19 protein-coding genes are annotated in these 21,889 nt (G+C 64.5%); 16 read left to right on the top strand and 3 right to left on the bottom strand.

Annotated features, from left to right (window positions below; translation table 11 throughout):
* The first annotated feature begins 39 nt into the window (after positions 1-39).
* The 4 genes from AC26AR_RS04870 to AC26AR_RS04885 all read left to right on the top strand — a co-directional run bounded on the left by AC26AR_RS04870 (position 40) and on the right by AC26AR_RS04885 (position 3,237).
* Entirely contained in the window at positions 40-624 is a 585-nt protein-coding gene (locus tag AC26AR_RS04870; RefSeq protein WP_084209094.1) for an exopolysaccharide biosynthesis protein, read from the top strand.
* Positions 625-857: 233 nt separating this feature from the next.
* Complete coding sequence (locus tag AC26AR_RS04875; RefSeq protein WP_077372304.1) at positions 858-1,502, top strand: LysE family translocator; 645 nt, start codon at positions 858-860, stop codon at positions 1,500-1,502.
* A gap of 96 nt (positions 1,503-1,598) precedes the next feature.
* Complete coding sequence (locus tag AC26AR_RS04880) at positions 1,599-2,135, top strand: hypothetical protein (RefSeq protein WP_077372307.1); 537 nt, start codon at positions 1,599-1,601, stop codon at positions 2,133-2,135.
* A 154-nt stretch (positions 2,136-2,289) separates the two neighbouring features.
* A complete protein-coding gene (locus AC26AR_RS04885) occupies positions 2,290-3,237 on the top strand; it encodes a hypothetical protein (RefSeq protein WP_488107648.1) in 948 nt (315 codons plus the stop codon).
* A 110-nt stretch (positions 3,238-3,347) separates the two neighbouring features.
* Here the strand turns inward: AC26AR_RS04885 and AC26AR_RS04890 are convergent, their stop codons facing one another.
* Entirely contained in the window at positions 3,348-5,342 is a 1,995-nt protein-coding gene (locus AC26AR_RS04890) for a transglycosylase SLT domain-containing protein (protein WP_488107649.1), read from the bottom strand.
* A gap of 221 nt (positions 5,343-5,563) precedes the next feature.
* On the opposite strand from AC26AR_RS04890, the gene AC26AR_RS04895 reads away from it, so the two are divergent.
* The 12 genes from AC26AR_RS04895 (at position 5,564) to sixA (ending at position 20,536) form a co-directional block, all read left to right on the top strand.
* Positions 5,564-5,902, top strand: a complete 339-nt coding sequence (locus AC26AR_RS04895) for a YkvA family protein (RefSeq protein WP_404624693.1) — start codon at positions 5,564-5,566, stop codon at positions 5,900-5,902.
* A gap of 180 nt (positions 5,903-6,082) precedes the next feature.
* On the top strand, positions 6,083-6,469 hold the full coding sequence (locus tag AC26AR_RS04900) for an MAPEG family protein (RefSeq protein WP_077372316.1): 387 nt from the start codon (positions 6,083-6,085) through the stop codon (positions 6,467-6,469).
* 2 nt (positions 6,470-6,471) lie between these two features.
* Entirely contained in the window at positions 6,472-7,653 is a 1,182-nt protein-coding gene (locus tag AC26AR_RS04905; protein ID WP_488107650.1) for a PaaI family thioesterase, read from the top strand.
* A gap of 286 nt (positions 7,654-7,939) precedes the next feature.
* A complete protein-coding gene (htpG, locus tag AC26AR_RS04910) occupies positions 7,940-9,823 on the top strand; it encodes a molecular chaperone HtpG (protein WP_488107651.1) in 1,884 nt (627 codons plus the stop codon).
* Between the two features lie 310 nt (positions 9,824-10,133).
* A complete protein-coding gene (locus AC26AR_RS04915; protein ID WP_488107652.1) occupies positions 10,134-11,048 on the top strand; it encodes a glucosaminidase domain-containing protein in 915 nt (304 codons plus the stop codon).
* A gap of 69 nt (positions 11,049-11,117) precedes the next feature.
* On the top strand, positions 11,118-13,211 hold the full coding sequence (locus AC26AR_RS04920; RefSeq protein WP_488107653.1) for an AAA family ATPase: 2,094 nt from the start codon (positions 11,118-11,120) through the stop codon (positions 13,209-13,211).
* On the top strand, positions 13,204-14,892 hold the full coding sequence (locus AC26AR_RS04925; protein ID WP_488107654.1) for a protein adenylyltransferase SelO: 1,689 nt from the start codon (positions 13,204-13,206) through the stop codon (positions 14,890-14,892). Before AC26AR_RS04920 ends, AC26AR_RS04925 begins: the two co-directional genes overlap by 8 nt.
* A gap of 606 nt (positions 14,893-15,498) precedes the next feature.
* Positions 15,499-16,731 (top strand): NAD(P) transhydrogenase subunit alpha, encoded by a 1,233-nt coding sequence (locus AC26AR_RS04930; RefSeq protein WP_488107655.1) that lies wholly within the window; start codon positions 15,499-15,501, stop codon positions 16,729-16,731.
* The gene (locus AC26AR_RS04935) at positions 16,728-17,060 is read left to right on the top strand and encodes an NAD(P) transhydrogenase subunit alpha part 2 (RefSeq protein ID WP_077372330.1); all 333 of its coding nucleotides are present in this window, start codon (positions 16,728-16,730) and stop codon (positions 17,058-17,060) included. The genes AC26AR_RS04930 and AC26AR_RS04935 overlap by 4 nt, the downstream gene beginning before the upstream one ends.
* The gene (locus tag AC26AR_RS04940) at positions 17,060-18,448 is read left to right on the top strand and encodes an NAD(P)(+) transhydrogenase (Re/Si-specific) subunit beta (protein WP_077372333.1); all 1,389 of its coding nucleotides are present in this window, start codon (positions 17,060-17,062) and stop codon (positions 18,446-18,448) included. Before AC26AR_RS04935 ends, AC26AR_RS04940 begins: the two co-directional genes overlap by 1 nt.
* 309 nt (positions 18,449-18,757) lie before the next feature.
* Complete coding sequence (locus AC26AR_RS04945; RefSeq protein ID WP_084209087.1) at positions 18,758-19,885, top strand: NAD(P)H-dependent glycerol-3-phosphate dehydrogenase; 1,128 nt, start codon at positions 18,758-18,760, stop codon at positions 19,883-19,885.
* Positions 19,886-20,026: 141 nt separating this feature from the next.
* Positions 20,027-20,536, top strand: coding sequence for a phosphohistidine phosphatase SixA (sixA, locus tag AC26AR_RS04950; protein WP_077372339.1), 510 nt, complete (start codon positions 20,027-20,029; stop codon positions 20,534-20,536).
* Between the two features lie 111 nt (positions 20,537-20,647).
* Here the strand turns inward: sixA and AC26AR_RS04955 are convergent, their stop codons facing one another.
* Complete coding sequence (locus AC26AR_RS04955; RefSeq protein ID WP_077372342.1) at positions 20,648-21,598, bottom strand: AEC family transporter; 951 nt, start codon at positions 21,596-21,598, stop codon at positions 20,648-20,650.
* A gap of 46 nt (positions 21,599-21,644) precedes the next feature.
* Positions 21,645-21,833 (bottom strand): hypothetical protein, encoded by a 189-nt coding sequence (locus AC26AR_RS04960; RefSeq protein ID WP_404624688.1) that lies wholly within the window; start codon positions 21,831-21,833, stop codon positions 21,645-21,647.
* Between the last annotated feature and the right edge of the window lie 56 nt (positions 21,834-21,889).

The raw sequence follows: 21,889 nt of genomic DNA on the forward strand, positions 1-21,889 counted from the left end.
TGCTCTTTCTTCCCTGTCACGTCTCACCACGGATATCTAATGAGCGAACACGCCAAGGACAGCGGTCTCACCGCATTGCTGGAAGAGCTGGACCGCGAGATAGAAGGCGACATCTCGCTGGGTGCCATACTGGAACATTTCAATTCACGCGGCTTCGGCCCCTTGCTGGTGTTGCCGGCGCTGCTGGTTCTGCTGCCGACCGGGGCCATTCCGGGCGTGCCGACCACCTGTGCGCTGTTCATCGGGCTGATCGCCTTCCAGCTGTTGCTGGGCCATCGCACTCCCTGGTTGCCCAGACGGCTGGCCAGCTTCAGTTTCGAGCATGAGCGCCTCACTCATGGCGTGCAGCGAGCGCGTCCCTGGACACGGCGCATCGACCGATTGCTCAAGCCGCGGCTCGGTTTCATGACACGTGGCATCGCCTATCGTCTGATCGCTGCACTGGCCATTCTGCTGGCGGCCACCATGGTGCCGCTGGAGCTGGTGCCGTTTGCCTCGGCACTGCCCGCCGCGACGCTGTTGCTGCTCGGGCTGGGGCTGATCGGTGAGGATGGCGTCGTCATTCTGCTGGCATTGGCGGTGCTGCTTGCCGATGTGGTGGCGGGATTGTGGCTGGTCGGTTGAAGGTACTGCCTCTGCGGCGCCTCGGCGCCAGGGGCGGCTCCCTCGAAGGCATGAGTGAGTCTCAGTGGAAGGGGTCACGCCGAGGTGGGGGCGAGGGCGGCAGTTGAGCGATGAGGATGGGCTGGCGGTCTGAAGGTTGTCAGCGATGACTTTTCAGGCTCGCATCCCTCGCTTAGACTGGACATCCGTTCATGCCGCAGGGCGTGGAGAAGTCCGTCACAAGGATATGCGGCATGTTTGACTTCATTCAGTTCGATACCGCGTTCTGGTCATTCGTGGTGGCCATCACGCTGCTCACCGTGACCCCCGGAGTGGACACCCTGCTGGTGATTCGCAACACCCTGCGTGGCGGCCTGCGCGACGGGGTGCTCACCAGTGTTGCCATCTGTGCCGGACTCTTCGTGCATGCCCTGGTGTCGTCGGCGGGGATCTCGCTGATTCTTCTGCAATCCGCCTGGGCCTTCTCGGCACTCAAGCTGGTCGGTGCTGCCTATCTCGTATGGCTGGGGATCAAGAGTCTGCTCAGCGCGCGCCGCACTCGCGGGCTGGATATCCAGGCCGATGTCGCGCGTCAGCGAGTCTCTCTCTGGCAACCGTTGCGCGAAGGCTTCCTCTCCAACGTGCTCAACCCCAAGACCGTCGTCTTCTACATGGCGTTCCTGCCGCAGTTCATCGCACCGACCGACCCGGCCATTCTCAAGTCGCTGTGGTTGGCAGGTGTCCACTTCGTGATCGCCAACCTGTGGCAGATCGGTGTGGCGGTGATGGTGGGCGGTGCCGGGCGCTGGCTGGCTCGACCACGTGTCGCCAGCTGGATGGAAGGCATCACCGGCACCGTGATGGTGGCACTCGGCGCGCGCCTGGCCCTGAGCCGCTGACGGCGGCGTCTGACATCTGCACGCGGCCCTTTGCGGGCACGAGAGCACTCACTGCGACGGAGAAGCCGGGGATGAACGCCTTATCCCTCACGCCACATGGATCCTGCTACGCTGACCCTTGCCTCCTTCCTCAAGATCGTGACCCATCTTGAGTCTCGTGATATCAGCGATGTCTACGATTCGCGTGTCCAGCAGGTACAGGTGCTCTATCACGGCTACACCGTCGACTTCCGTCATCAGTTGTGGCGTATCCAGGAGGAGTCGGTGTGTGCTCGGCTGAGCAAGACCGGCAGCGCGGCGGAGCAACGTGATTGCTCACGCATGGCCAGCCGTCTGTTCGTCGAGACCTGTCACGCCCTGCAGCAGAGGGGGCGTGCTGCCCATCTCGACACTCGCACCATGTATTGCAAGGCGGCCGCCACCTACAAGCCCCTGCGCGACCCCTATGCCGGGATGACACCTGCCCAGCGTGAGGCGCGCAAGGCGCTGGAAGCTGCCCAGAAACGTGCAGAACGCGCCTGCAATCGTTATGTGCTGGATGCGCTGTCGAGCAACTCACTTGAGGTGCTGCGTCTGCGTCAGCGCTACTGTCGTGAAAGTGAGCGTCTGTCCTCGCGACTCAAGGGCCCTTGAGTCCGGACGCTCACCGCTGTCGCGTGGCCGGCCGAGTGTGGAAAGGCCGCGTGAGTGGATGAGGTATGCTGTCGTGAAGATCACGATGGTTCGTGTCGTCATTACATCAAGACCGGCCGCACGTCAGGCTGGCAGAAGCAGGGAATGCTAACCAATGAGTCCTTCCTACACCTTGCGTCGCCGGCTGGCCGGGGCGGGTATCGTCGTCTTGCTGCTCGTGGGGCTGGCGGCCTGGCTGTTTGCCTTCGAAGAGGGACGCTGGGTGGGCCGTGTCACGTCCCGGCCTGAGACCTTGAACCTGGAAGCCGTCGAACAGGGCAATCTACCGGTCAATCAGTTCGTGTCGCTACGCGATCACTGGGCGGTCTATCGCGAACATGCCGAGACCTTTCGTCTGGATGCGGCTGCCGAAGGTGGGCAGCGAATCGAGACGCTCTATTACCCGGTGATCTCGGACATGAACCCCTATCTGCTGGAGCTGGCAGGATTGTCACGCGCCTTCGGTGGCATCGATGGCATTCCCTCGGACGAGTGGCCGCGCATCGAGCGCATGGGCGTGCTGGTGCGTACCGATTCCGTCCAGAGCCTGAAGAACGTCCCGCCGCTCATCGAGTTCCCGGATGGCCTGTTCGGTACCGTGCTGCATGCCGAGACCGACCTCCCCGGAGACGAGCGCGCCCTGTTGAGTGAACGCTGGCCGGACATCGACCTGTCGCGGGTGATCATCATCAATGCGGGCCATCGTCCCGGCAATGTCTGGAGCATGATCGCCTACGGGCTGCTGGGGAGCGTCAGCTGGGCAGGGGGGCTGATACTGGCCTGGCGCCTGTGGTGCCGCCCTCGCGTCAGCCATTCGGCTCGTCACTCGGATGGGGCTCGCCAGATACCCCATGAGACCTCGCCCTCGACATTTCCCGCGAATCCCTCTCTCGCCCGCAAGGACGAGAACTGGAAGGGCAGTCAGCGCGACAGCGGTGATGGGCGTCCGCTGAGCTATGCCGAGGCGCTGAATCGCTACGCTCCCCAGCATGAGGAAGCTCCCCGACAGGGCGACGGCCAGACGCCACCGCTATCGGGAATCCATGCCCGACGCGATGATTGAGCCGTAGCGGAGACGCACGACGACAACGCCAGCCCTGAGGCTGGCGTTGTCGTGTGTGACGTCACGATTGGTCTGTCAGCGCGTGCGCTGGACGTTCGGCATGATTCTCTTCAGCGGCGGTCCACCAGCGCGGTGGTGTAGGGCTGATTGACCTCGCGCTCACTGACCACTCTGACGCCGTCGCTCGTGCCCTTGGCCAGCGACTCGAAGATGACGCGATACGCCAGTACTGCCTTGACGTACTCACGGGTTTCCTTGAAGGGAATGCGCTCGACGAAGCGGTCATATTCGCGCGGGGTATCGGCCAGCCAGCGATCCACGCGGCCCGGGCCTGCGTTGTAGGCCGCCGCTGCCGCAAGGCGATTGCCGGAGTAGCGGTCCAGCATCTCGCGGATATAGGTGCTGCCGAGGCGGATGTTGGTGTCCGGGTCACCGAGCGCGGCATGGCTGGGCGTGGCAAGCCCCAGGTCACGACTGACCTTGGCCGCCGTGCCCGGCATCAGCTGCATCAGCCCACGGGCACCCACAGGCGAGGTGGCGGTAGGATTGAAGGCACTCTCGCGACGCGCCAGTGCCATCAGCATCCAGGGGTCCACGCCGGCGTTGGCCCCATAGCGCTGGAAGTCCTGCTGCCAGGCGGGCGGGAAGCGCCAGGACAGGCCATCCCACAGCTTGCCGCGAATGGTCGCGAACACGGTCAGGTCATACCACTGCTGCTTGAGGGCGTAAGCCGCCAGGCGACGCGCGCCGGCGTCATCGGCCTGGCTCACGGCATTGAACCATTCCGAACGCGCCAGACCGATCTCATCGATCTCCATCAGCGCCCTGACACGCCTGACGGCCGGGGTGCGGGCAATCTCTGCCAGTTGCGCATCATCGAAGGTCTGGTCATCGCGATTGAGCGAATAGGCCTTGCCGATCCGGTCCGAGGCGAGGAAACCATAGAAGTTGCGTTCGCCACTGGCGCGTGCCCAGGCGGCACGTGCCTCATCCCGGCGTCCCAGGCTGTCATCCGCACGGCCCAGCCAGTACTGATAACGGGCTTCGCCACTGAAGCGTTCCGGCATCTTGAGGACCCATTCGCGTACCTCGCCCCAGGCGCCATCGCGAATGGCATTGCGCATGCGCAGGTCGAACAGCTCCTCATCATCGAGCATGGCCAGGCGCTCATCCACCCAGCCCTGGTTGTTGGGAATGTCACGCACCAGGGAATACCAGGCCAGATCACGCTCGACCTCATGACGCTGCTCATCGCTCAGCGGCATGTGCGGGCTGACCTTGCGCCAGGCCTCCAGGGCTGCCTCGGTATCCGCGCGCACGAAGCCATGCATGGCAGCGACACTGAGCGCGGCAAAGGCATGCCCACCGTGACCCAGATCGGTCGGAATCCGGGTAATGGCGGCAAAGTTGCCGTCCAGCTGCTCACGTGCGGCGATGGCCTGCTGCCAGTTGCCCGACAGCTGGCGTTCCAGGTAGCTGACCATGCTGCCCTGACCGGCGGCCCAGGCGAGCATCATGCGTTCCCAGACGGCCTGATCATCGATCACGCCACGTTCGCGCAGCGTCGAGAACAGCGGGTCACAGGCGGAATCCTGCGAGCCCGAGACATGCCAGAGTTTCAGGCCGCCTTGCGAGGCGCTGGCGAAATCATTGCTCAGCTGTGCCGTGTAGTAATGGCACTGACGGCTGGCGCCGGCCGGCACGCCATCGCTGACCTCGAGCAGAGCGTCATGGCGTCCGGTGCGTCCGTAGGCCGAGATGGCCTGGCCGCGCATCCACTCCGCCAAGGGGGAATCGGCGTGACGCTCCATGAAGGACAGGACTTCCGCCGGCGTTGCGTAGGGCAGGCGTGCCTTGAGCTGGTGATATTCGATATAGCCTTCCAGCACATGGCCATTGACGGCGACCTGCTGGATATCCTGGAAGCGCTTGGCTCGGGCATCCTCCAGCGCAGCGCGGAAGCTCTGATCACTGGGAGTGGCCGCTTGCAGCGGCAGGCTGAGGCCCAGCAGCAGACCCAGGCTTGTCAAATGGCGCAACGATGTGAAGCGGCGCATGGCGCGGGCGCCGCGGCCCGGTGGGGAAACGAACTTGCCTAGTGTCACCTGGAGACTCCTGCGATGAACGAGGTGAAGAGGGCTGAGGCGTCGCCCGCATCTTGCGTAGACGCCCCAGTGCCCCGATGTCGTGTATCAGGGGTTGCAGAGATAGCACCCATTGAGGGCTATCGTGGCAGCCGATGACGAGGAATGACAGTGTCGATGGATGCTGACAGTCACAATACATGCAATACCTGCGATACAGGCAATGTACGAGGAGTGTTCCCATGGGCAAGGCAATGTGGTTGACCCGCCTGTTTGGTCGCCGACACGTATTGGGCAAGGCCGGAGCGGCATTGCGTACACTCGTTCCGCTGTGCCGTGACGTGATCAGTGGACGTTATCGCCCGGTGCCGTGGAAGGCGCTGGGACTGGCCGCAGGTGCGTTGCTCTATCTGGTCTCGCCACTGGACCTGATCCCCGACATGCTGGTGGGGCTGGGGATTCTGGATGATCTGGTGATCGTGACCTGGTTGCTCGGCAAGCTCGATGATGCGCTGGCCGACTATCGCCTGTGGCGTGGCGAGGCCCCCGACTCCGAGCCTTCCGATCCCTCGGCGCCCTGACGGCGCTGGCGGGTCATGCGGTGGCAGGGCACTGCCCATTGGCCGCATGGCGGCGATGAGGATCACCTGTCATGCTCGTGAGGGATCATCAAACACCAGTTTGAACCGCGTCGTGCCGGTGACATGCACACGCGCCCTGGCGGACGATGCCTTTCATGACGAGTCTCGAGGAAATCCTGCATGCTGATCTATGCCTGCCTGCTGTTCGCGGCGCTGATGCTGGTGCTGACCAAGGCGCCCGTCGCCTGGGCCCAGCAACGTACCGGACGCTATGACAACCATGACCCCCGCGCGCAGCAGCGCGAACTCACGGGCTTCGGGGCGCGTGCGCTCGCCGCGCATCAGAACAGCAACGAGGCGTTCCCGCTGTTTGCCGCCGGGGTGCTGGTGAGTGTCATCGTCGCACCCGGCGCGCCGATCGCCACCACTCTGGCGGTGATCTTCGTGCTGGCGCGTCTGGGGTACTGGGGCTGCTATCTGGCGAATATCGCGCTCTTGCGCTCCCTGCTGTGGGGCGTCGGCTATCTGGTCTCCCTCGCGCTGATCGCGATGCCGCTATGGATGTGACGGTGACGGCGTCGGAGGCGACGGAAGACGGACCGCACAGTCTGCTGGGGCTGGCCGTCAATCGCGCTGACGTGCCGGCGGCGGGAGGAGGGCTGGATGACGCCAGCTGGGTGAGGGCGCTGACGGGGTTCGTGAGCTTCATTCCGCATACCGCGAGATTGCAGGTCAGTGTCGAGGAGGTCGCCGCGCCGGCCATTCGCATGCAGCTGCCGTGGCAACCGGCCTTGATCGGCGATCCGCACCGCCACCTGGTGCACGGCGGCGTGCTGACCATGTTCGCCGACACCCTGTGCGGCAGTGCCGTCCTGACGGGCCTTGAGCGTCCGGAAGTCTGCCCGACGCTGGATCTGCGTCTCGATCATTATCGTCCCGGGGTGGAAGGCATGGCGTTGATCGGCGAGGCACGCGTCCTGCGTGTCACCGAGTCGATGGTCTTCACCGAAGCGCAGATCTGGCAGCAGCCGGGCAAGCTTCTGTGTCGCGCCATCGGCAACTTCGTTCGCCTGGGGGCGCGCAATACGCCTCCAGGGTTTGGCGAGGCGCTGATGGCCGCCGCGCAGGGACACCCATCGGCCGGGGCGGCCGGCTCTGTCATCGATGACCCGCAGAAGACCGCTGACGACGAGGCGCTCCCTGCCGTGTCGCAGCCGGTCGTCAGCCGTCCGGGGGACGGGCTGCAGCATGCCCGGCGTTTCGTCGAAGGCCAGCGTACCCGAGGGGATCTTGCAGACCTGCTGGCAAGCCTGCCCTACGCCAGAGCCATCGGACTGGGCCTGTGCTCCCTGGCGCCCTCCTCGTTGGCAGAGGATGACCCGCTGCCGACCACCCCGCTTCGCTATGCGATGGCCGCCATGCCCGAGAACGTCGGCAACCCCATGTTGCCCGCCGTGCATGGAGGCGTGCTGGCGGCCGCGATGGAGACGGCCGCCACGCTCGAGGTGCTGCGCTTGAATGGCTGTGGAGGGCGTCAGGCGCGTCTGCCCAAGTTGATCGATTTCTCCATCGATTATCTGGCCACGGCGCGGGGTGACAGTGTCACGCGCATCGATTGTGAGGTGCTGCGCGAGGGGCGGCGCATGGCCAACGTGCGCGTCAGTGCCTGGCAGCAATCCAGTCAACGGCCGGTCGCCAGTGCGCGCATGCATTTCGTGCTGGAACCTCTGGCAAGAGAAGAAGAGGCCTGATCCTCAGCCACCTTCGTCAGCGACACCTCAGGGCACCCCGCGCGGGTGCCCTGTCGTCTCACGCCTGGCCTGACGGAACCTGCTGAAGGAATCAGCGCGACGCCGAGCGCAATATGCTGCCTCTAGTGCCTTGAAATCGTTCATCCTTGCCCCATATCTGGTCCACGAGAGCGTGACTCGACCCGTCCCCGAGAATGACGGGCGAGCCTTCGCCACCACCTTGCAGCGGTGACGCAGGTTGCCGCCGGTTTCCACATCAGGCACAGACATAGAGGGGTCCTTCACGATGACCACCGCCACCCACACCGAAACGCATGGCTTCCAGACAGAAGTGAAGCAGCTGCTTCACCTCATGATCCACTCGCTGTACTCCAACCGCGAGATCTTCCTGCGCGAGCTGGTCTCCAATGCCGCGGATGCCTGCGACAAGTTGCGCTACCAGGCGCTGGACAACGATGCCCTCTACGGCAACGACAGCGAGCTGCGCATCGAGATCGAGCACGATGCCGACGCGAAGACCATCACCCTGCGTGACAACGGCATCGGCATGAGCCGCGATGACGTGGTGGCCAATCTGGGCACCATCGCGCGCTCCGGTACCGCCGAGTTCATGAAGAACCTGTCAGGTGACCAGCAGAAGGATTCGCGTCTGATCGGTCAGTTCGGTGTCGGCTTCTATTCCGGCTTCATCGTCGCCGACGAGATCACCGTGCGCACCCGTCGCGCCGACCTCGATGCCGACCAGGGTGTCGAGTGGAAGTCCCGTGGCGAGGGCGAGTTCAGCGTGGCGGACATCGAGCGCGCCGAGCGCGGTACCGAGATCGTGCTGCACCTCAAGGACGATGCCCTCGAGTTCGCCGATGAACATCGCCTGCGCAACCTGGTCACCAAGTATTCCGATCACATCGAACTGCCGGTGCGCATGCAGCGTGTCGAGAAGGACGAGGAAGGCAACGAGCAGATCCACTGGGAAACCGCCAACTCCGCCACTGCGCTGTGGGTGCGCTCCAAGTCCGAGGTCAGTGACGAGGAGTACAAGAACTTCTACAAGCACGTCTCTCACGACTTCTCCGACCCGCTCAGCTGGAGCCACAACAAGGTCGAGGGCAAGCTCGAGTACACCAGCCTGCTGTTCGTGCCGGGTCGTGCGCCGTTCGACCTCTACCAGCGTGATGCCGCGCGTGGCCTGAAGCTCTACGTGCAGCGCGTCTTCATCATGGACGACGCCGAACAGTTCCTGCCGCTGTACCTGCGCTTCATCAAGGGCGTGCTGGACACCAATGATCTGTCCTTGAACGTCTCGCGTGAGCTGCTGCAGCAGGACCCGCAGGTCGACAAGCTCAAGTCCGCGCTGACCAAGCGTGGCCTGGACATGCTCAAGAAGCTGGCCAAGGACCCCGAGCAGTACCAGACCTTCTGGAACCAGTTCGGCTCCGTGCTCAAGGAAGGCCCGGCGGAAGACTACGCCAACCGCGAGAAGGTCGCCGAGCTGCTGCGCTTCTCCACCACGCATACCGACAGCGCCACTCAGGATCAGTCGCTGGCCCAGTACGTCGAGCGCATGAAGGAAGGTCAGAGCAAGATCTACTATCTTGTCGCCGACAGCTTCAACGCCGCCAAGTCCAGCCCGCATCTCGAGATCTTCCGCAAGAAGGGCATCGAGGTTCTGCTGCTGACCGACCGTATCGATGAGTGGCTGATGAGCCACCTCACCGAGTTCGACGGCAAGTCCTTCGCCGACGTCGCCAAGGGCGATCTCGATCTCGGCGATGTCGAGAACGAGGAAGAGAAGAAGGCCCAGGAAGAGACTGCCAAGGCCAAGGAAGATCTGGTCAAGCGTGTCAAGGAAGCGCTGTCTGATAGCGTTCAGGAAGTGCGTATCACGCACCGCCTGACTGATTCCCCGGCCTGCGTGGTGCTGCCGGAGCACGAGATGGGCTACCAGATGCGCAAGATGATGGAAGCCGCTGGCCAGCCGCTGCCGGAAGTGAAGCCGATTCTCGAGCTGAACCCGGAGCACGCCCTGGTCTCGCGTCTGGAAGGCGGCGAAGGCGACTACTTCACCGACCTCGCTCACGTGCTGCTCGATCAGGCCATCATCGCCGAAGGTGGCGCGCTGGAAGACCCGGCCGCCTACGTGCGTCGCCTGAACGGCATGCTCAGCGCCTGAGACGACTGACCGAACACGTCACGTGGAGGCTCGAGTGCCCGTCGTGACAGGTCATTCGTGACAGGTCATTCGTGACCGGCCATGCTTGACGTGATGCCCCCGCAGCCCCGGCTGCGGGGGCATCGTGCGTTTCAGGCATCGTGTATTTCAGCAACCGTGCCTGTCAGTCTTTCGTGTCGCTGGCGATGAGATGGGCTTCTCCAGACGGCATTTTTGGGGTTTCATGCAGCCTCATGAGATACGCTGCCAGTGATTATGCGTCTTGGATGTGTCCATTCTCATCACATGTCTCATCACATGAGCGCCGCGCATGACCTACCTGCTTTCCTGCCGACTCCCGAACCGCCGTCAGTCCCTGCAGCATCTCGCGATGGCTCGTGGCCTGCTGGCCGCCGGTGAGCGACTCCTGCGCCGTTTTGCCAGGTCACGCATGCAACGTCGATCCGGCCTCTGCCTTTTGATGGTGGTGATGGCCGTGTGCTCGGTCGCCGAGGCGGCACGCCTGGATGACGAGCTGCTGGTCAGGGACACCACCCATCAGATGCCGGACCTGCGTGTCCTTGCTGCCGGCAATCCACGCAAGGTCGCCTTCTTCGAGCTGATGATCCCGCTGGTGGTGGCCCAGAATCAGCGTCTTTCGGAGCAGCGTGACTGGCTGCAGGCGATGCGTCGGCGAGCAGGCGAGGCCGGCAGAGACTACAGCGAGCGTGAGCAGGAGCGATTGAATGCCCTGTGCGAGCAGGCGCAGCAGCGCTGCAGCGTCAGCGCCGCGGACATCGGCATTCCCTGGGACGACCTGCTGGCGAGCATCGATACCCTGCCACTGGACTTGGTGATGGTGCAGGCCATCGAGGAGTCCGGCTGGGGGACGTCCGGTCACGCCCGCAACGCCAACAATCTGTTCGGCATGCGCTGCTTCACCTCCGGCTGCGGTACCGGCCGGGCGGGGCGTGAATATCAGCGCTTCGAGAGCCTGGAGGCGGGGCTGGCGGCCTATTACCAGAACCTCAATGCCAACCCGCGTTATGCCAGGATGCGCCAGCTGCGGGCCCGCCTGCGCAATGCCGGTGAACGGGTGCGCGCCGAGGATCTCATCCCGATGCTGGGCGCCTATTCGACCCGGGGCGAGGCCTACTTCGCGACGCTCAATGAGCTGTTGCGCTGGAATCGCGGCCTGATCCGTACCGTGCGTGAGCGCCTGGCGGCCAATGGTGTCTTGTCGTGAGCCCTGGTGCTGGATATCGTCCTGCGTGAATCGCTTGTCCCACGGTCTGACAGAAGGGATCATGCCCCGATGCATCTGAGCAATGATCAACGGCGGATTCTCGCCCACCCCTTTCCCTCGCGACTGCGCGATCGCACGCCGGCCACCAGTGCCGAGAACAGCGATTGCGTGGTGGTGCGAGCCTGTGCCGGCAGCGGCAAGACCGTCCTGATGGTGGAGCTGGCGCGGACCTATGCCGATGAGATCCTCATCTATACCTCACTCAACCCGGCGGTCGCGGGACGTACGGCCAGCCAGCTGCCGGCCAATGTCCAGTCCCTGTCGTTGCACCAGCTGGCGCGTCAGGCGCTGCAGGAAGAGTACGGCGACAAGCTCAAGCGGCAGCCGGACATCACGCGCAGACTGTCGCCCCAGAGCCTCAACTGGCTGGGCAGCCTGTCCAGTCAGTCGCGCAGCCTGATCGCCCAGGGACTCAATACCTTCTTCACGCTGAGTGATGCCGTGCCCATGCCGGAGCATCTGCCGGAGGGCTGCGCCGACCGCTTGAGCGCCAATGAGCTGCGCCAGCTGGTCGAGAGCATGCGACTGGTGTGGGAGTGCCTGCTGGACCCGGCGGACCATCAGCAGGCGCTGTCCTTCAATGCCTTGCTCAAGCTGTGGTCCCAGCATGGTCAGTCGCTCGATGCCGATCTGGTCATGCTGGATGAGGCCCAGGACGCCACGCCGGCGCTGCTGGCCATGCTGAGACGTCAGCGCTGTGATCTGCTGCTGATCGGCGACCCACACCAGAGTCTGGCACGCCAGGCCGAGGGACTGAGCTCGCTGGATTCGCCGCTGCTTGGCGATGCCACCGTCTACTCCCTGCCGGGGGCCTGGCGATTCGGGCCGTCACTGGCCGCGCTGGGAACGCGTCTGGCGGCCTGTTCCCCGACCTCGCGTGAGCAGGCCATGAGCGGTCTCGGGCCTGCCACGCGTCTGGCGGCACCGGGTGTGCGTGAGGCCTTGCTGACCGCCGGCGCGCGACATGCCGTGATCAGTGCCGGGCCCATCGCGGCGCTGGGTGAAGCGCTGGCACTGCATCAGCGTGGCATCGCGGTGGCATGGCTGGACGGCATCGAAGGCTATCCACTGGCGGGTCTGCTGGACCACTGGCGCCTGTGGCGCTGCCACCAGCTGGCGGAGCAGGGCGACAGGCACGAGCAGCAGCAATGGTGGCGTCAGTTGCCGCCAACACTGACGCGGCTTGGCCAGACCCCGGCACAGGTGCTGGGGGCTCTCGCGCGTCTCGATGATCATCAGGCGCGCAGCCTGCACGAGCTGGCCTCCTGGTACGCGCAGGCGCCGCTGGACCAATGGATCGGTGAGCTGCGCAGGCAGGATGGTGATCTGCAGGCCGCCATCCTGGCCGACCAGACCGTCACGCTGCCTTGCGTCATGCTCGGGACCGTCTTCCGCGCCAAGGGCCTGGAGTTCGATTGCGTCGTGCTGGCGGATGACCTGATGTTGCCCGGTGAACGACAGCAGCTTGCCAATCAGGTGCTGGTCACCAATCTGACCTACACCGCAGCCACGCGGGCACGACAGCTGCTGGTGCTCAACGAACGGCTGAGCCACTGGTGGCAGGCGCAGGCCGAGAGTGAGCGCTTCCCTCTGATCCAGGAACTATCCGCCGAGATGCTGGCGATGTGGCGTCCGGCCGCGGGGGGGCAGGCGGCGGGGGCTGCCCATGGCAGCCGTGCCCCTCACCCCTGGTGGGGGCGTGCGCGGCTGGCCGAGCTGGCCTTGACGCCCCGCAAGCGTCTGATGCTCAAGCGGGCTCATCAGGCCGTCGACGAACCAGTGCGACCGACTCGGGCCGTCGCCGAGCACCGACAGACCGGTGCCGAGCTGGCCCCCGACGTGCAGACCCGGCCTCGTCACGACGACGGCCTCCAGGCGCTGGAGCGTCAGGCGCACAGGGACAGCACGGCGCGCAAGCTGTATGACATGGCCAGCCAGTTGCCGCCGGGGCGTCCGCCAGGGGGGCTGCGTAGCCTGTTGACCCCTGAAACGCCTCCCGCGACAGCCCCAGGGACTGGCCGTGACGAGGAGCGTGGCTCCCGTGAATCCCCGGATGGCGCCGTCACGCCCCCGCGGCCGCGCGACCCGCTTTCCGATGAATGAATCCAGCGAAGACAGCCCGGCTGTCGGAGATAACGTGCCAGATCTGATGTCATTGAGCTTCAACAACCGCTACGCCCGTCTGCCGGAGCACTTCTTCAGTCGTGTTGCGCCGCAGCCACGTCAAGGCACTCGCCTGGCCGATGTGAGTCCTGACTGCGCCCGCCTGCTGGGCCTGGACTCGCTGGTGGCGGAAATGGCGTCAAGCCGGGAGGATCGCGAGTCACTTCGCCTGCTGATGGCAGGGGAGCGCCTGCTGCCGGGCATGGACGCGCTGGCCCAGAAGTACACCGGGCACCAGTTCGGTCATTACAACCCGCAGCTGGGCGATGGGCGCGGCATGCTGCTCGGTGAGCTTCAGACCGAGAACGGCAGCGTCTTCGACCTGCATCTCAAGGGAGCCGGGCGTACGCCATATTCCCGCTTCGGTGATGGGCAGGCGGTGGTGCGCTCCAGCGTGCGCGAGTATCTGGCCAGTGAGTACATGGCGGCGCTGGGCATCCCGACCAGTCGCGCGCTGGCATTGGCGGTGAATGCCGAGCAGGTCCAGCGCGAGACGCTCGAGCCCGGTGCCACCGTGCTGCGGGTCTGCGAGAGTCATCTGCGCTTCGGACATTTCGAGTGGCTGGCGCACTCCGGCCGTCACGCCGACCTCAAGACGTTGATCGACCACGCCCTGCGGGAGCACTTCCCTGAGTGTCTGCCCGACACGGAGAAAGGGGCATCGCGCGCAGGTGAAGCGCCCAGCGCGCCGCTGGCGGATGAGACGCGCATCGCCGCCGCGCTTTTGATGTTCGAGACAGTGATCACTCGCACCGCGAAGCTGATCGCGGCCTGGCAGGCGTATGGCTTCGTGCATGCCGTGATGAACACCGACAACATGTCGCTGCTGGGACTGACCTTCGATTATGGCCCCTATGCCTTCCTCGATGGCTACGAAGAGAATCTGATTCCCAACCATACCGACCAGGCCGGGCGCTATGGGTTTGCCCAGCAGCCGGGCATCGGGCTCTGGAATCTGGAGCGCCTCGGGATTGCGCTGTCGCCGCTGATCGATGTGGAAGCGCTCTCCGCCGCGCTGGGCGCCTATGAAGGCGAGTTGCAGCGCGAATATGCTCGCCTGATGCGCGCGCGTCTCGGGCTGCAGGATTCCCGGGATGAGGACATGACACTGGTGCAGCAATGGCGTGAGCTGCTGGCGGCCGGCAAGGTGGATCACACCCACGCCTATCGTCTGCTCAGCCATTGGGATGTCACGCAGGCCGCGCCGGAAGCGCTGGTCGTGCGCCTAGCGGGCGAGCGTGGGCCGCACGGCAACTCGGCACAGGCGCGCGATGAAGCCTCGGCCTGGCTTGCACGCTATCAGACACGTGTCATGGCCATCGGGCTCTCCGCCGATGATGAGCGCCAGCGGCGCCTCGCCATGCTGGGTGTGAACCCGCTCTACGTGCCGCGCACGCATCTGTTGCTGGAAGTGATCGCGCGGGTCGAGCAGGGCGATGACACGACGCTCGAAGCGTTCCGTGAGCGCCTGAGTGCTCCGTTCCATCGTCTTGAAGAAGGCAGTCTCGAGGCGGCGCAGGCACTCGGTCAGGCGCAGGGTGTCGAGGCGGAACTCGCCGATGACTGGACACGCCCGCCGGCGGCGAATGCCGCGCCGATCTGCATGAGCTGCTCTTCCTGAGCCGCGCCTGGCGAGAGGGCTGGACCGCTTTCTGACAGTGCAAGCGCTGGCCGAGCATCCGCTGGGCGCAATGCCGGGATCACGCACTGGTACTCACGTCGGCACCATCACGAGGGGAGGCTGCTTCGGCGGCATCCCTTTTCCGTGGCAATGTCGGTAACAGCCATAAGCTCGAGATTATGCGATGCATAACACAAAGCTGAGCTATTCTTGGAAGGGCCTGATTCACAAACTCATTGGAAATCAGTCGCTTGGCGAGATGTGGAGTGTCGTTCAGGCATAAGCTCACTGTTATGTCGCGCATAACGTTAGCTTTATGATTGATTTTATTGCCTTTTTTGCAATGCAGCGCTTGACCCTGATACACCGACGAGAAAAGACTGATACTGGACACTCATCGTGTCACAGGGGATGTCAGGCCTCTTGGCCGTGCGTGACCCGCGGCTTGCGATTCCGGCACGCCTCACCTGTGACAGACAATAACGTCGCTGAAAGCGCATCGGGCAGGCAGGGATGACGCGAATCAGCGCTCAACAGGAACGACGCCATGAACCTTTCAAGGCTGGCAGCCTCTGGCATGAACATGGATGTGAAACGAGGTGCGCGATGCTGAATATTCTTGTCGTGCGTGAAATGCGTGCGCCCGATACTGTCTCGCAGGCCGCAGACGGACAGCAGGGCAGCGCAGACCCCACCCTGGCGCGCGGAGAATGTCGTGTCGCGCTGGACCCGGTGACGGCCGGCAAGCTGGCGCGTCATCTGGACAGCGCCATCGCTGACTCCGGCGACGCCATCGTGCACGTGGAGAGCGGCGCCGGGCGCCATGCGCACTTCGATGATGCCGCCTATGCCGAGCAGGCCGGAGTCGCCATCGTCGCCGAGCAGGACATCCCGGCGGCACGTGCCGCGGCGGACCTCATCCTCTGCGTGCGCACGCCCAGCGAGTCCCAGATCAACGACTTCCGTGAGGGTGCGGTCATCGTTGCCCTGATGACGCCGTATCAGAATCCGCAATTGATCCAGACGCTTGCCCAGCGCGGGCTGACCAGCCTGTGCATGGAGTTCGTGCCGCGCATCTCGCGTGCCCAGAGCATGGATGCCCTGTCCTCCCAGGCCGCCGTGGCCGGCTATCATGCCGCACTGCTGGCGGCCAACGAGTCCTCGGTATTCTTCCCGATGCTGACCACCGCTGCCGGCACCGTGCGTCCGGCACGTGTCGTGGTGGTCGGGGCCGGTGTCGCGGGGCTGCAGGCCATCGCCACCGCCAAGCGTCTCGGCGCGCAGGTCTGGGCCTATGACATTCGCGCAGCCGCCCGTGAGCAGGTCGAGTCGCTGGGGGCCAAGATGATCGATACCGGCGTCGATGCCTCCGGTGAGGGTGGTTACGCCCGTGAGCTGACCGATGAGGAGCGCGCCCAGCAGGCCGAGGCACTGGCGCGTCACATGGGCGATGCCCATGTGGTGATCTCCACCGCGGCGATTCCGGGGCGTCCGTCGCCGCGCATCATCAACCGCGAGATGGTCGAGGGCATGAAGCCCGGCGCCGTGCTGGTGGATCTGGCGGCGGAAGGGGGCGGCAACTGTGAGCTGACCCAGCCCGGTGCCCGGGTCGAACATGGCGGCGTCACGGTACTCGGCCCGCTGGACATGGCCTCCAGCCTGTCGGTCAATGCCAGCGAGATGTACGCCAAGAATCTCTTCAACCTGCTGACACCCTTCATGAAGGATGGCGAACTGTCGCTGGACTTCGAGGATGCGGTACTCGGCCCGATGCGCCTGACCGAAGCGGGTCGCATCACCCACGATGACGTACGCGCTCGCGCGGAGGACGCCGCATGATCGAAGGACTCTCAGCCATATACATCCTGATGCTGGCGGCCTTCGTCGGCTACGAGGTCATCTCCCGGGTACCGGTGATCCTGCATACGCCGCTGATGTCCGGTTCCAACTTCATCCATGGCATCGTGCTGGTCGGGGCGATGATCGCCCTCGGCCAGGCCGAGACCGGCATGCAGCAGTTCATCGGCTTCATCGCCGTGCTGCTGGGTGCGGGGAACGCGGTGGGCGGCTACGTCGTCACCGAGCGCATGCTGGAAATGTTCAAGGCCAGTGATCGCAGCAAGGGCGCTGACGCGGCCAACGCCATCAACGACAAGGAGGCTCGCTGATGAACTGGCTGGTCGAAACAGGATATTTCGCCGCGGCGGTGGTCTTCATTCTGGGCCTCAAGCGCATGTCGCACCCCACCACGGCGCGCAGCGGCATCCACTGGGCCGGGATCGCGATGGTCGTGGCCACGCTGCTGACCTTCCTGCACCCGCAGATTGACGGGCGCTACGGGCTGATGCTGCTGGCCATCGTGATCGGTGGCGGCATTGCCTGGTACTCGGGCAAGAAGGTCGCGATGACCGACATGCCGCAGATGATCGCCATCTACAACGGCATGGGCGGCGGCGCGGCGGCGGCGATCGCCGCGGTCGAGCTGATGCGCATGAGCGACAACCCGGGACTGATCGAGCAGCACGGCTCGCTGGCCCTGTGGCTGGGCGTGCTCGGCGCCTTGATCGGTGCGGTGGCCTTCTCCGGTTCCATCATCGCCTGGGCCAAGCTGGACGGGCGCATCAAGAAGGCTGTCCATTTCCAGAATCAGCAGCTGATCAACATGATCGTGCTGGGCCTGGCGATCTATCTCGGGGTGGTGATCGCGGCGGTGGAGCCGTCAAGCTCGCTGGTGATCGTGTTCTTCGTGCTGGCACTGCTGTTCGGCGCCATGCTGGCACTGCCCATCGGCGGCGCGGACATGCCGGTGATCATCTCGCTGTTCAATGCGCTGACGGGCCTTGCGGTGGCAATGGAAGGTTTCGTGCTGGGCAATGCCGCGATGATCATCGCCGGTACCGTGGTCGGGGCGGCGGGTACGCTGCTGACCCAGCTGATGGCCAAGGCGATGAACCGACCGATTCGCAACGTGCTGTTCAAGCAGTTCGGTGGCGCAAGCGGCGCGGAGCAGGGCGAGATCGAAGGCAGCATGAAGGCTTCTGATCCGATGGACGCTGCCGTGCAGCTGGCCTTCGCCGAGCGCGTCATCATCGTGCCGGGCTATGGTCTGGCGGTGGCCCAGGCGCAGCATAAGGTCTGGGAAATGGTCGAGCTGCTGGGCGAGCGTGGAGTGGAAGTGCGCTTCGCGATCCACCCGGTCGCCGGTCGCATGCCGGGCCACATGAACGTGCTGCTGGCGGAAGCCGGGGTGCCCTACGACATGATCGCGGACCTGGACGAGATCAACAACGACTTCGAGAACACCGACGTGACGCTGGTCATCGGCGCCAATGACGTGGTCAATCCGGTCGCCAAGAACGATCCCTCTAGCCCGCTGTACGGCATGCCGATCCTCAATGCCGATCAGTCACGCAACGTGCTGGTGATCAAGCGTGGCCAGGGAGCAGGCTTCTCGGGTGTCGAGAATCACCTGTTCTATCTGGACCACACGCGCATGGTCTATGGCGATGGTCAGAAGGTGGTGGGCGACATGATCACGGCGCTCAAGACACTCTGAACTGACTGCCGGGCGGTGATCGCTGCCTGATGCAAGACGCGATGGCCATCGGCCTTCGTGACGACGCCGGCAACTTCCGGGGCTCCTGCCTTGAGAGTTGCCGGCGTTTTCGTGTTCGCCATCCCTCATCAAGGAGAGTTGAATATGACGTCATCGCCACCACTGTCAGGATGTCATCGCCCACGCAGGCTTTGGCTTGCGAGGGCAGCCCGACAGGTGCCGACGACAGGCACTGACTAGAGGTACAATGCGCGACAGTTGCCGAATCCGCGTTTCTTTCTCCTTCTTACGCCACTACCAGGAGTCTTCATGTCTGCCTCTTCACCCGCTCCTCGTCGCGCCATCCGTGATCGCGAGCTTTCGGAAAGTGCACCGCAGGCAGCCGGCTTGAATGTCTGTGTGCTGGGCGGCGGCAGCTTCGGCACCGCGATCGCCTCGATCGCCGCCGACAATGGTGCCAATGTCACCCAGTGGATGCGTGATGCAAGCCAGGCCGAAGAGGTCAACACCGAGCACCGCAATTCGGGCTATCTGCCGGATTTCGTCATCAACTCGGCCGTGCGGGCCACCACCGACATGGCAGAGGCCCTCAAGGAGGCGGAACTGGTGTGCGTGGCGATTCCCTCCAAGGCGTTTCGCAGTGTGGTGCGTCAAGCGCGCCCGCATCTGCGCGAGGAGCAGATTCTGGTCGCGACCACCAAGGGGATCGAGAGCGAAGGCTTCACCCTGATGAGCGAGGTGCTGGAAGAGGAAACCGGCTTCTCCCACATCGGCGTGCTCTCCGGCCCCAATCTGGCCAGTGAGATCGCTCAGCGTCAGCTGACCGCGACGGTGATCGCCTCGGATGACCCCTACACCCGCGCACGCGTACAGACGGCCTTCGGCTGTGATTACTTCCGGGTCTATGCCAGCAATGATCGTTACGGGGTGGAGCTGGGCGGGGCGCTGAAGAACATCTACGCCATCGCCGCGGGCATGGCGGCGGCCCTGGGCATGGGGGAGAACACCCGCGCCATGCTGATGACACGGGCGCTGGCCGAGATGAGCCGTTTCGCCGTGGCTAAGGGCGCCAATCCGATGACCTTCCTCGGCCTGGCTGGCGTGGGGGATCTCATCGTCACCTGCTCGTCGCCATTGTCGCGCAACTACCGGGTCGGCTACGCCCTCGGGGAGGGGCGTACTCTGGATCAGGCCGTGGAGGTGCTGGGGCAGGTCGCGGAAGGTGTCAATACGGTGCGACTGGTGCAGGATGAGTCAGAGCGTCTGGAGATCTACATGCCGCTGGTGAATGGCATGGCCAAGGTGCTCTTCGAGGATGTCGATCCTCACCACATGGCCCGCGCCCTGATGGGCGGTGAGCAATCCACGGATGTGGAATTCGTGCTGTCGCGCGAGTCCGTCAAGCAGGCGCGTCAATTGGAACCTGATGGCTCCTGAAGACTCTCAATTCCATGGGGTGGCATCGGCTGAGTGGTGCCATCCCGTTCCTCGCTCGGCGCTCCGGCCGTGCGAGCACTGTCATCGACCGCCGAGGGCGGATCTTCGTCCCGCGCGGTAGTCACCCTTCAGGAGAAAGCCATGAGTGTATTGATCATGCGTCACGGGGAGGCAAGCTCCGGCTCGCCGGACGCCAGCAGGGAATTGAGCGCCCGAGGGCGTGAAGAAGCCCGCCGCATGGGGCAATGGCTGGCGCATCAGTTGCCCGCGGAACGCCGTGCCCGTCTGACCCTCGTCGTCAGCCCCTTCACCCGTGCCCAGCAGACGGCGCAGGAAGTCTCCTCGGCGCTCAAGCTTGCCGGTGAGCAACAGACGACTCTGGAAATCATCACCCCGGATGACCCGCTCACGCCGGTGCTGGATTGGCTGCAGACCCACGTCCCGCCCTGCAGCGAGGCGCGTGAGCCGCGTGACTGGCTGATCATCAGCCACAACCCGCTGGTGTCGAGCCTGGCCAGTGCGCTGGTGGATGGCCCCGGCAGCACTCAGCTGGCCTTTGCCACCGCGAGTCTGGCGTGGCTGGATGCCGATATCTGGGCGGCAGGTCTGGCGGACCTGCACCACTTCGTCAGCCCGGCGGAGCTTGACTGAACACGCGCAGGCGCGTGCCCGGGACCGGGACCGGGACATGAGCTTCAGACGCAAGCGCCCCCGTCAGCCATTCGCTGTCGGGGGCGCTTGCGTTGCGTCATCCGAAAGGTGCTAGACCAATCCGCTCAGCTTGAGGAGGAAGATGCCCAGGGTGATGGTGAGCGCGGCCATCAGGGTACTGATGGCGATGATGTTGGCGGCGAGGCGATCATTGCCGCCCATGGCCCGCACCATCACGAAGCTTGCCGCCGCCGTCGGTGAGGCGAAGAACAGGAACAGCACACCGAGTTCCGTGCCGCGAAAGCCCAGCAGCACGGCGAAGGCCGTGGCCACCAGTGGCACGCTGATCATCTTCATCAGGCTGGCACTCAGCGCCAGCTGGCGGCCTTCGCGCAGTGAGCGCATCGAGAGGGTGCCGCCGATGCAGATCAGCGCCAGCGGCAACGTCATGCGCGCGAAGTAGTCGCCGGAGGTTTCCAGCCACTGGGGCAGCTGCCAGCTGAACGCCGCGAAGGGCAGCGCCGCCAGGACACCGAGAATCAGCGGGTTGGTGATGATGCCGCGCGCGATGGCACTCCAGCTGGTGCGGCCATCGCCCAGATAACTCGATAGCACCACCACTGACAGCATGTTGTAGGACAGGATGACGACGCCCATCAGGATGCCGCCCATCGACAGGCCGAGATCGCCATAGAGGTTGGCTGCCAGTGCCAGCCCGACGATGGCACAGTTGCCACGAAACGCCCCCTGGACGATCTCGCCGCGCTCCTTCAGCGGAATGCGCCAGATGGCCCAGCCCCACAGCAGCAGGAAGGTCCCAAGTGTGGCGCAGGCGAAGTAGAGCAGCATGCCGGGGCGCAGGGCGTGATCGAGGTCCGCTCGCACGATGGACAGAAACACCAGTGCGGGCATGGTGCCCTTGAAGACCAGGGAAGAGGCGGTGCCGATGAAGGTGTCATCGATCCAGCCGAGACGCTTGAGACCCAGTCCCAGAAATACCATCGCGAAGACCGGCACGGTGATGTTGAGTGTCGCGACGAACAGCGCCAGCATGTCGTTCATTCCAGTCTCTCGCTCATGTCAGTCTCTCGCTCATGTCAGTCCGCCCTCAGATCAGCCAGAAGCCGGTGATCAATGCTGCCGCCAGCAGTGCCCAGAACAGGCGATTGCGCAGGCGTGTGTCACGCTGCGGGCGCCTGGTCGAGCGCTCGTCCGTGGAAGACCCCGGGTCCTCGGGTGTCGGTGAGGCGTTCGAACGTGAGCCGCAAGAGGGCGAGTTGACGTGCGGATCGGGCATGGGAACTCCTGGAAGGGTGAGCGCGTGGTCCCGGCGCCTCACGGATGTCCGGCGCC

The sequence above is a fragment of the Cobetia sp. PS-4MA genome (assembly GCF_057670765.1).

What these genes read in the sequence shown, in the direction of transcription:
- AC26AR_RS04900 (WP_077372316.1), top strand. Translation starts at nt 6,083, where the DNA reads ATGCTGATCTATGCCTGCCTGCTGTTCGCGGCGCTGATGCTGGTGCTG.
- AC26AR_RS04940 (WP_077372333.1), top strand. Translation starts at nt 17,060, where the DNA reads ATGAACTGGCTGGTCGAAACAGGATATTTCGCCGCGGCGGTGGTCTTC.
- AC26AR_RS04935 (WP_077372330.1), top strand. Translation starts at nt 16,728, where the DNA reads ATGATCGAAGGACTCTCAGCCATATACATCCTGATGCTGGCGGCCTTC.
- AC26AR_RS04895 (WP_404624693.1), top strand. Translation starts at nt 5,564, where the DNA reads ATGGGCAAGGCAATGTGGTTGACCCGCCTGTTTGGTCGCCGACACGTA.
- AC26AR_RS04920 (WP_488107653.1), top strand. Translation starts at nt 11,118, where the DNA reads ATGCATCTGAGCAATGATCAACGGCGGATTCTCGCCCACCCCTTTCCC.
- AC26AR_RS04885 (WP_488107648.1), top strand. Translation starts at nt 2,290, where the DNA reads ATGAGTCCTTCCTACACCTTGCGTCGCCGGCTGGCCGGGGCGGGTATC.
- AC26AR_RS04960 (WP_404624688.1), bottom strand. Translation starts at nt 21,833, where the DNA reads ATGCCCGATCCGCACGTCAACTCGCCCTCTTGCGGCTCACGTTCGAAC.
- AC26AR_RS04955 (WP_077372342.1), bottom strand. Translation starts at nt 21,598, where the DNA reads ATGAACGACATGCTGGCGCTGTTCGTCGCGACACTCAACATCACCGTG.
- AC26AR_RS04925 (WP_488107654.1), top strand. Translation starts at nt 13,204, where the DNA reads ATGAATGAATCCAGCGAAGACAGCCCGGCTGTCGGAGATAACGTGCCA.
- AC26AR_RS04945 (WP_084209087.1), top strand. Translation starts at nt 18,758, where the DNA reads ATGTCTGCCTCTTCACCCGCTCCTCGTCGCGCCATCCGTGATCGCGAG.
- AC26AR_RS04930 (WP_488107655.1), top strand. Translation starts at nt 15,499, where the DNA reads ATGCTGAATATTCTTGTCGTGCGTGAAATGCGTGCGCCCGATACTGTC.
- AC26AR_RS04870 (WP_084209094.1), top strand. Translation starts at nt 40, where the DNA reads ATGAGCGAACACGCCAAGGACAGCGGTCTCACCGCATTGCTGGAAGAG.
- AC26AR_RS04915 (WP_488107652.1), top strand. Translation starts at nt 10,134, where the DNA reads ATGACCTACCTGCTTTCCTGCCGACTCCCGAACCGCCGTCAGTCCCTG.
- sixA (WP_077372339.1), top strand. Translation starts at nt 20,027, where the DNA reads ATGAGTGTATTGATCATGCGTCACGGGGAGGCAAGCTCCGGCTCGCCG.
- htpG (WP_488107651.1), top strand. Translation starts at nt 7,940, where the DNA reads ATGACCACCGCCACCCACACCGAAACGCATGGCTTCCAGACAGAAGTG.
- AC26AR_RS04875 (WP_077372304.1), top strand. Translation starts at nt 858, where the DNA reads ATGTTTGACTTCATTCAGTTCGATACCGCGTTCTGGTCATTCGTGGTG.
- AC26AR_RS04880 (WP_077372307.1), top strand. Translation starts at nt 1,599, where the DNA reads ATGGATCCTGCTACGCTGACCCTTGCCTCCTTCCTCAAGATCGTGACC.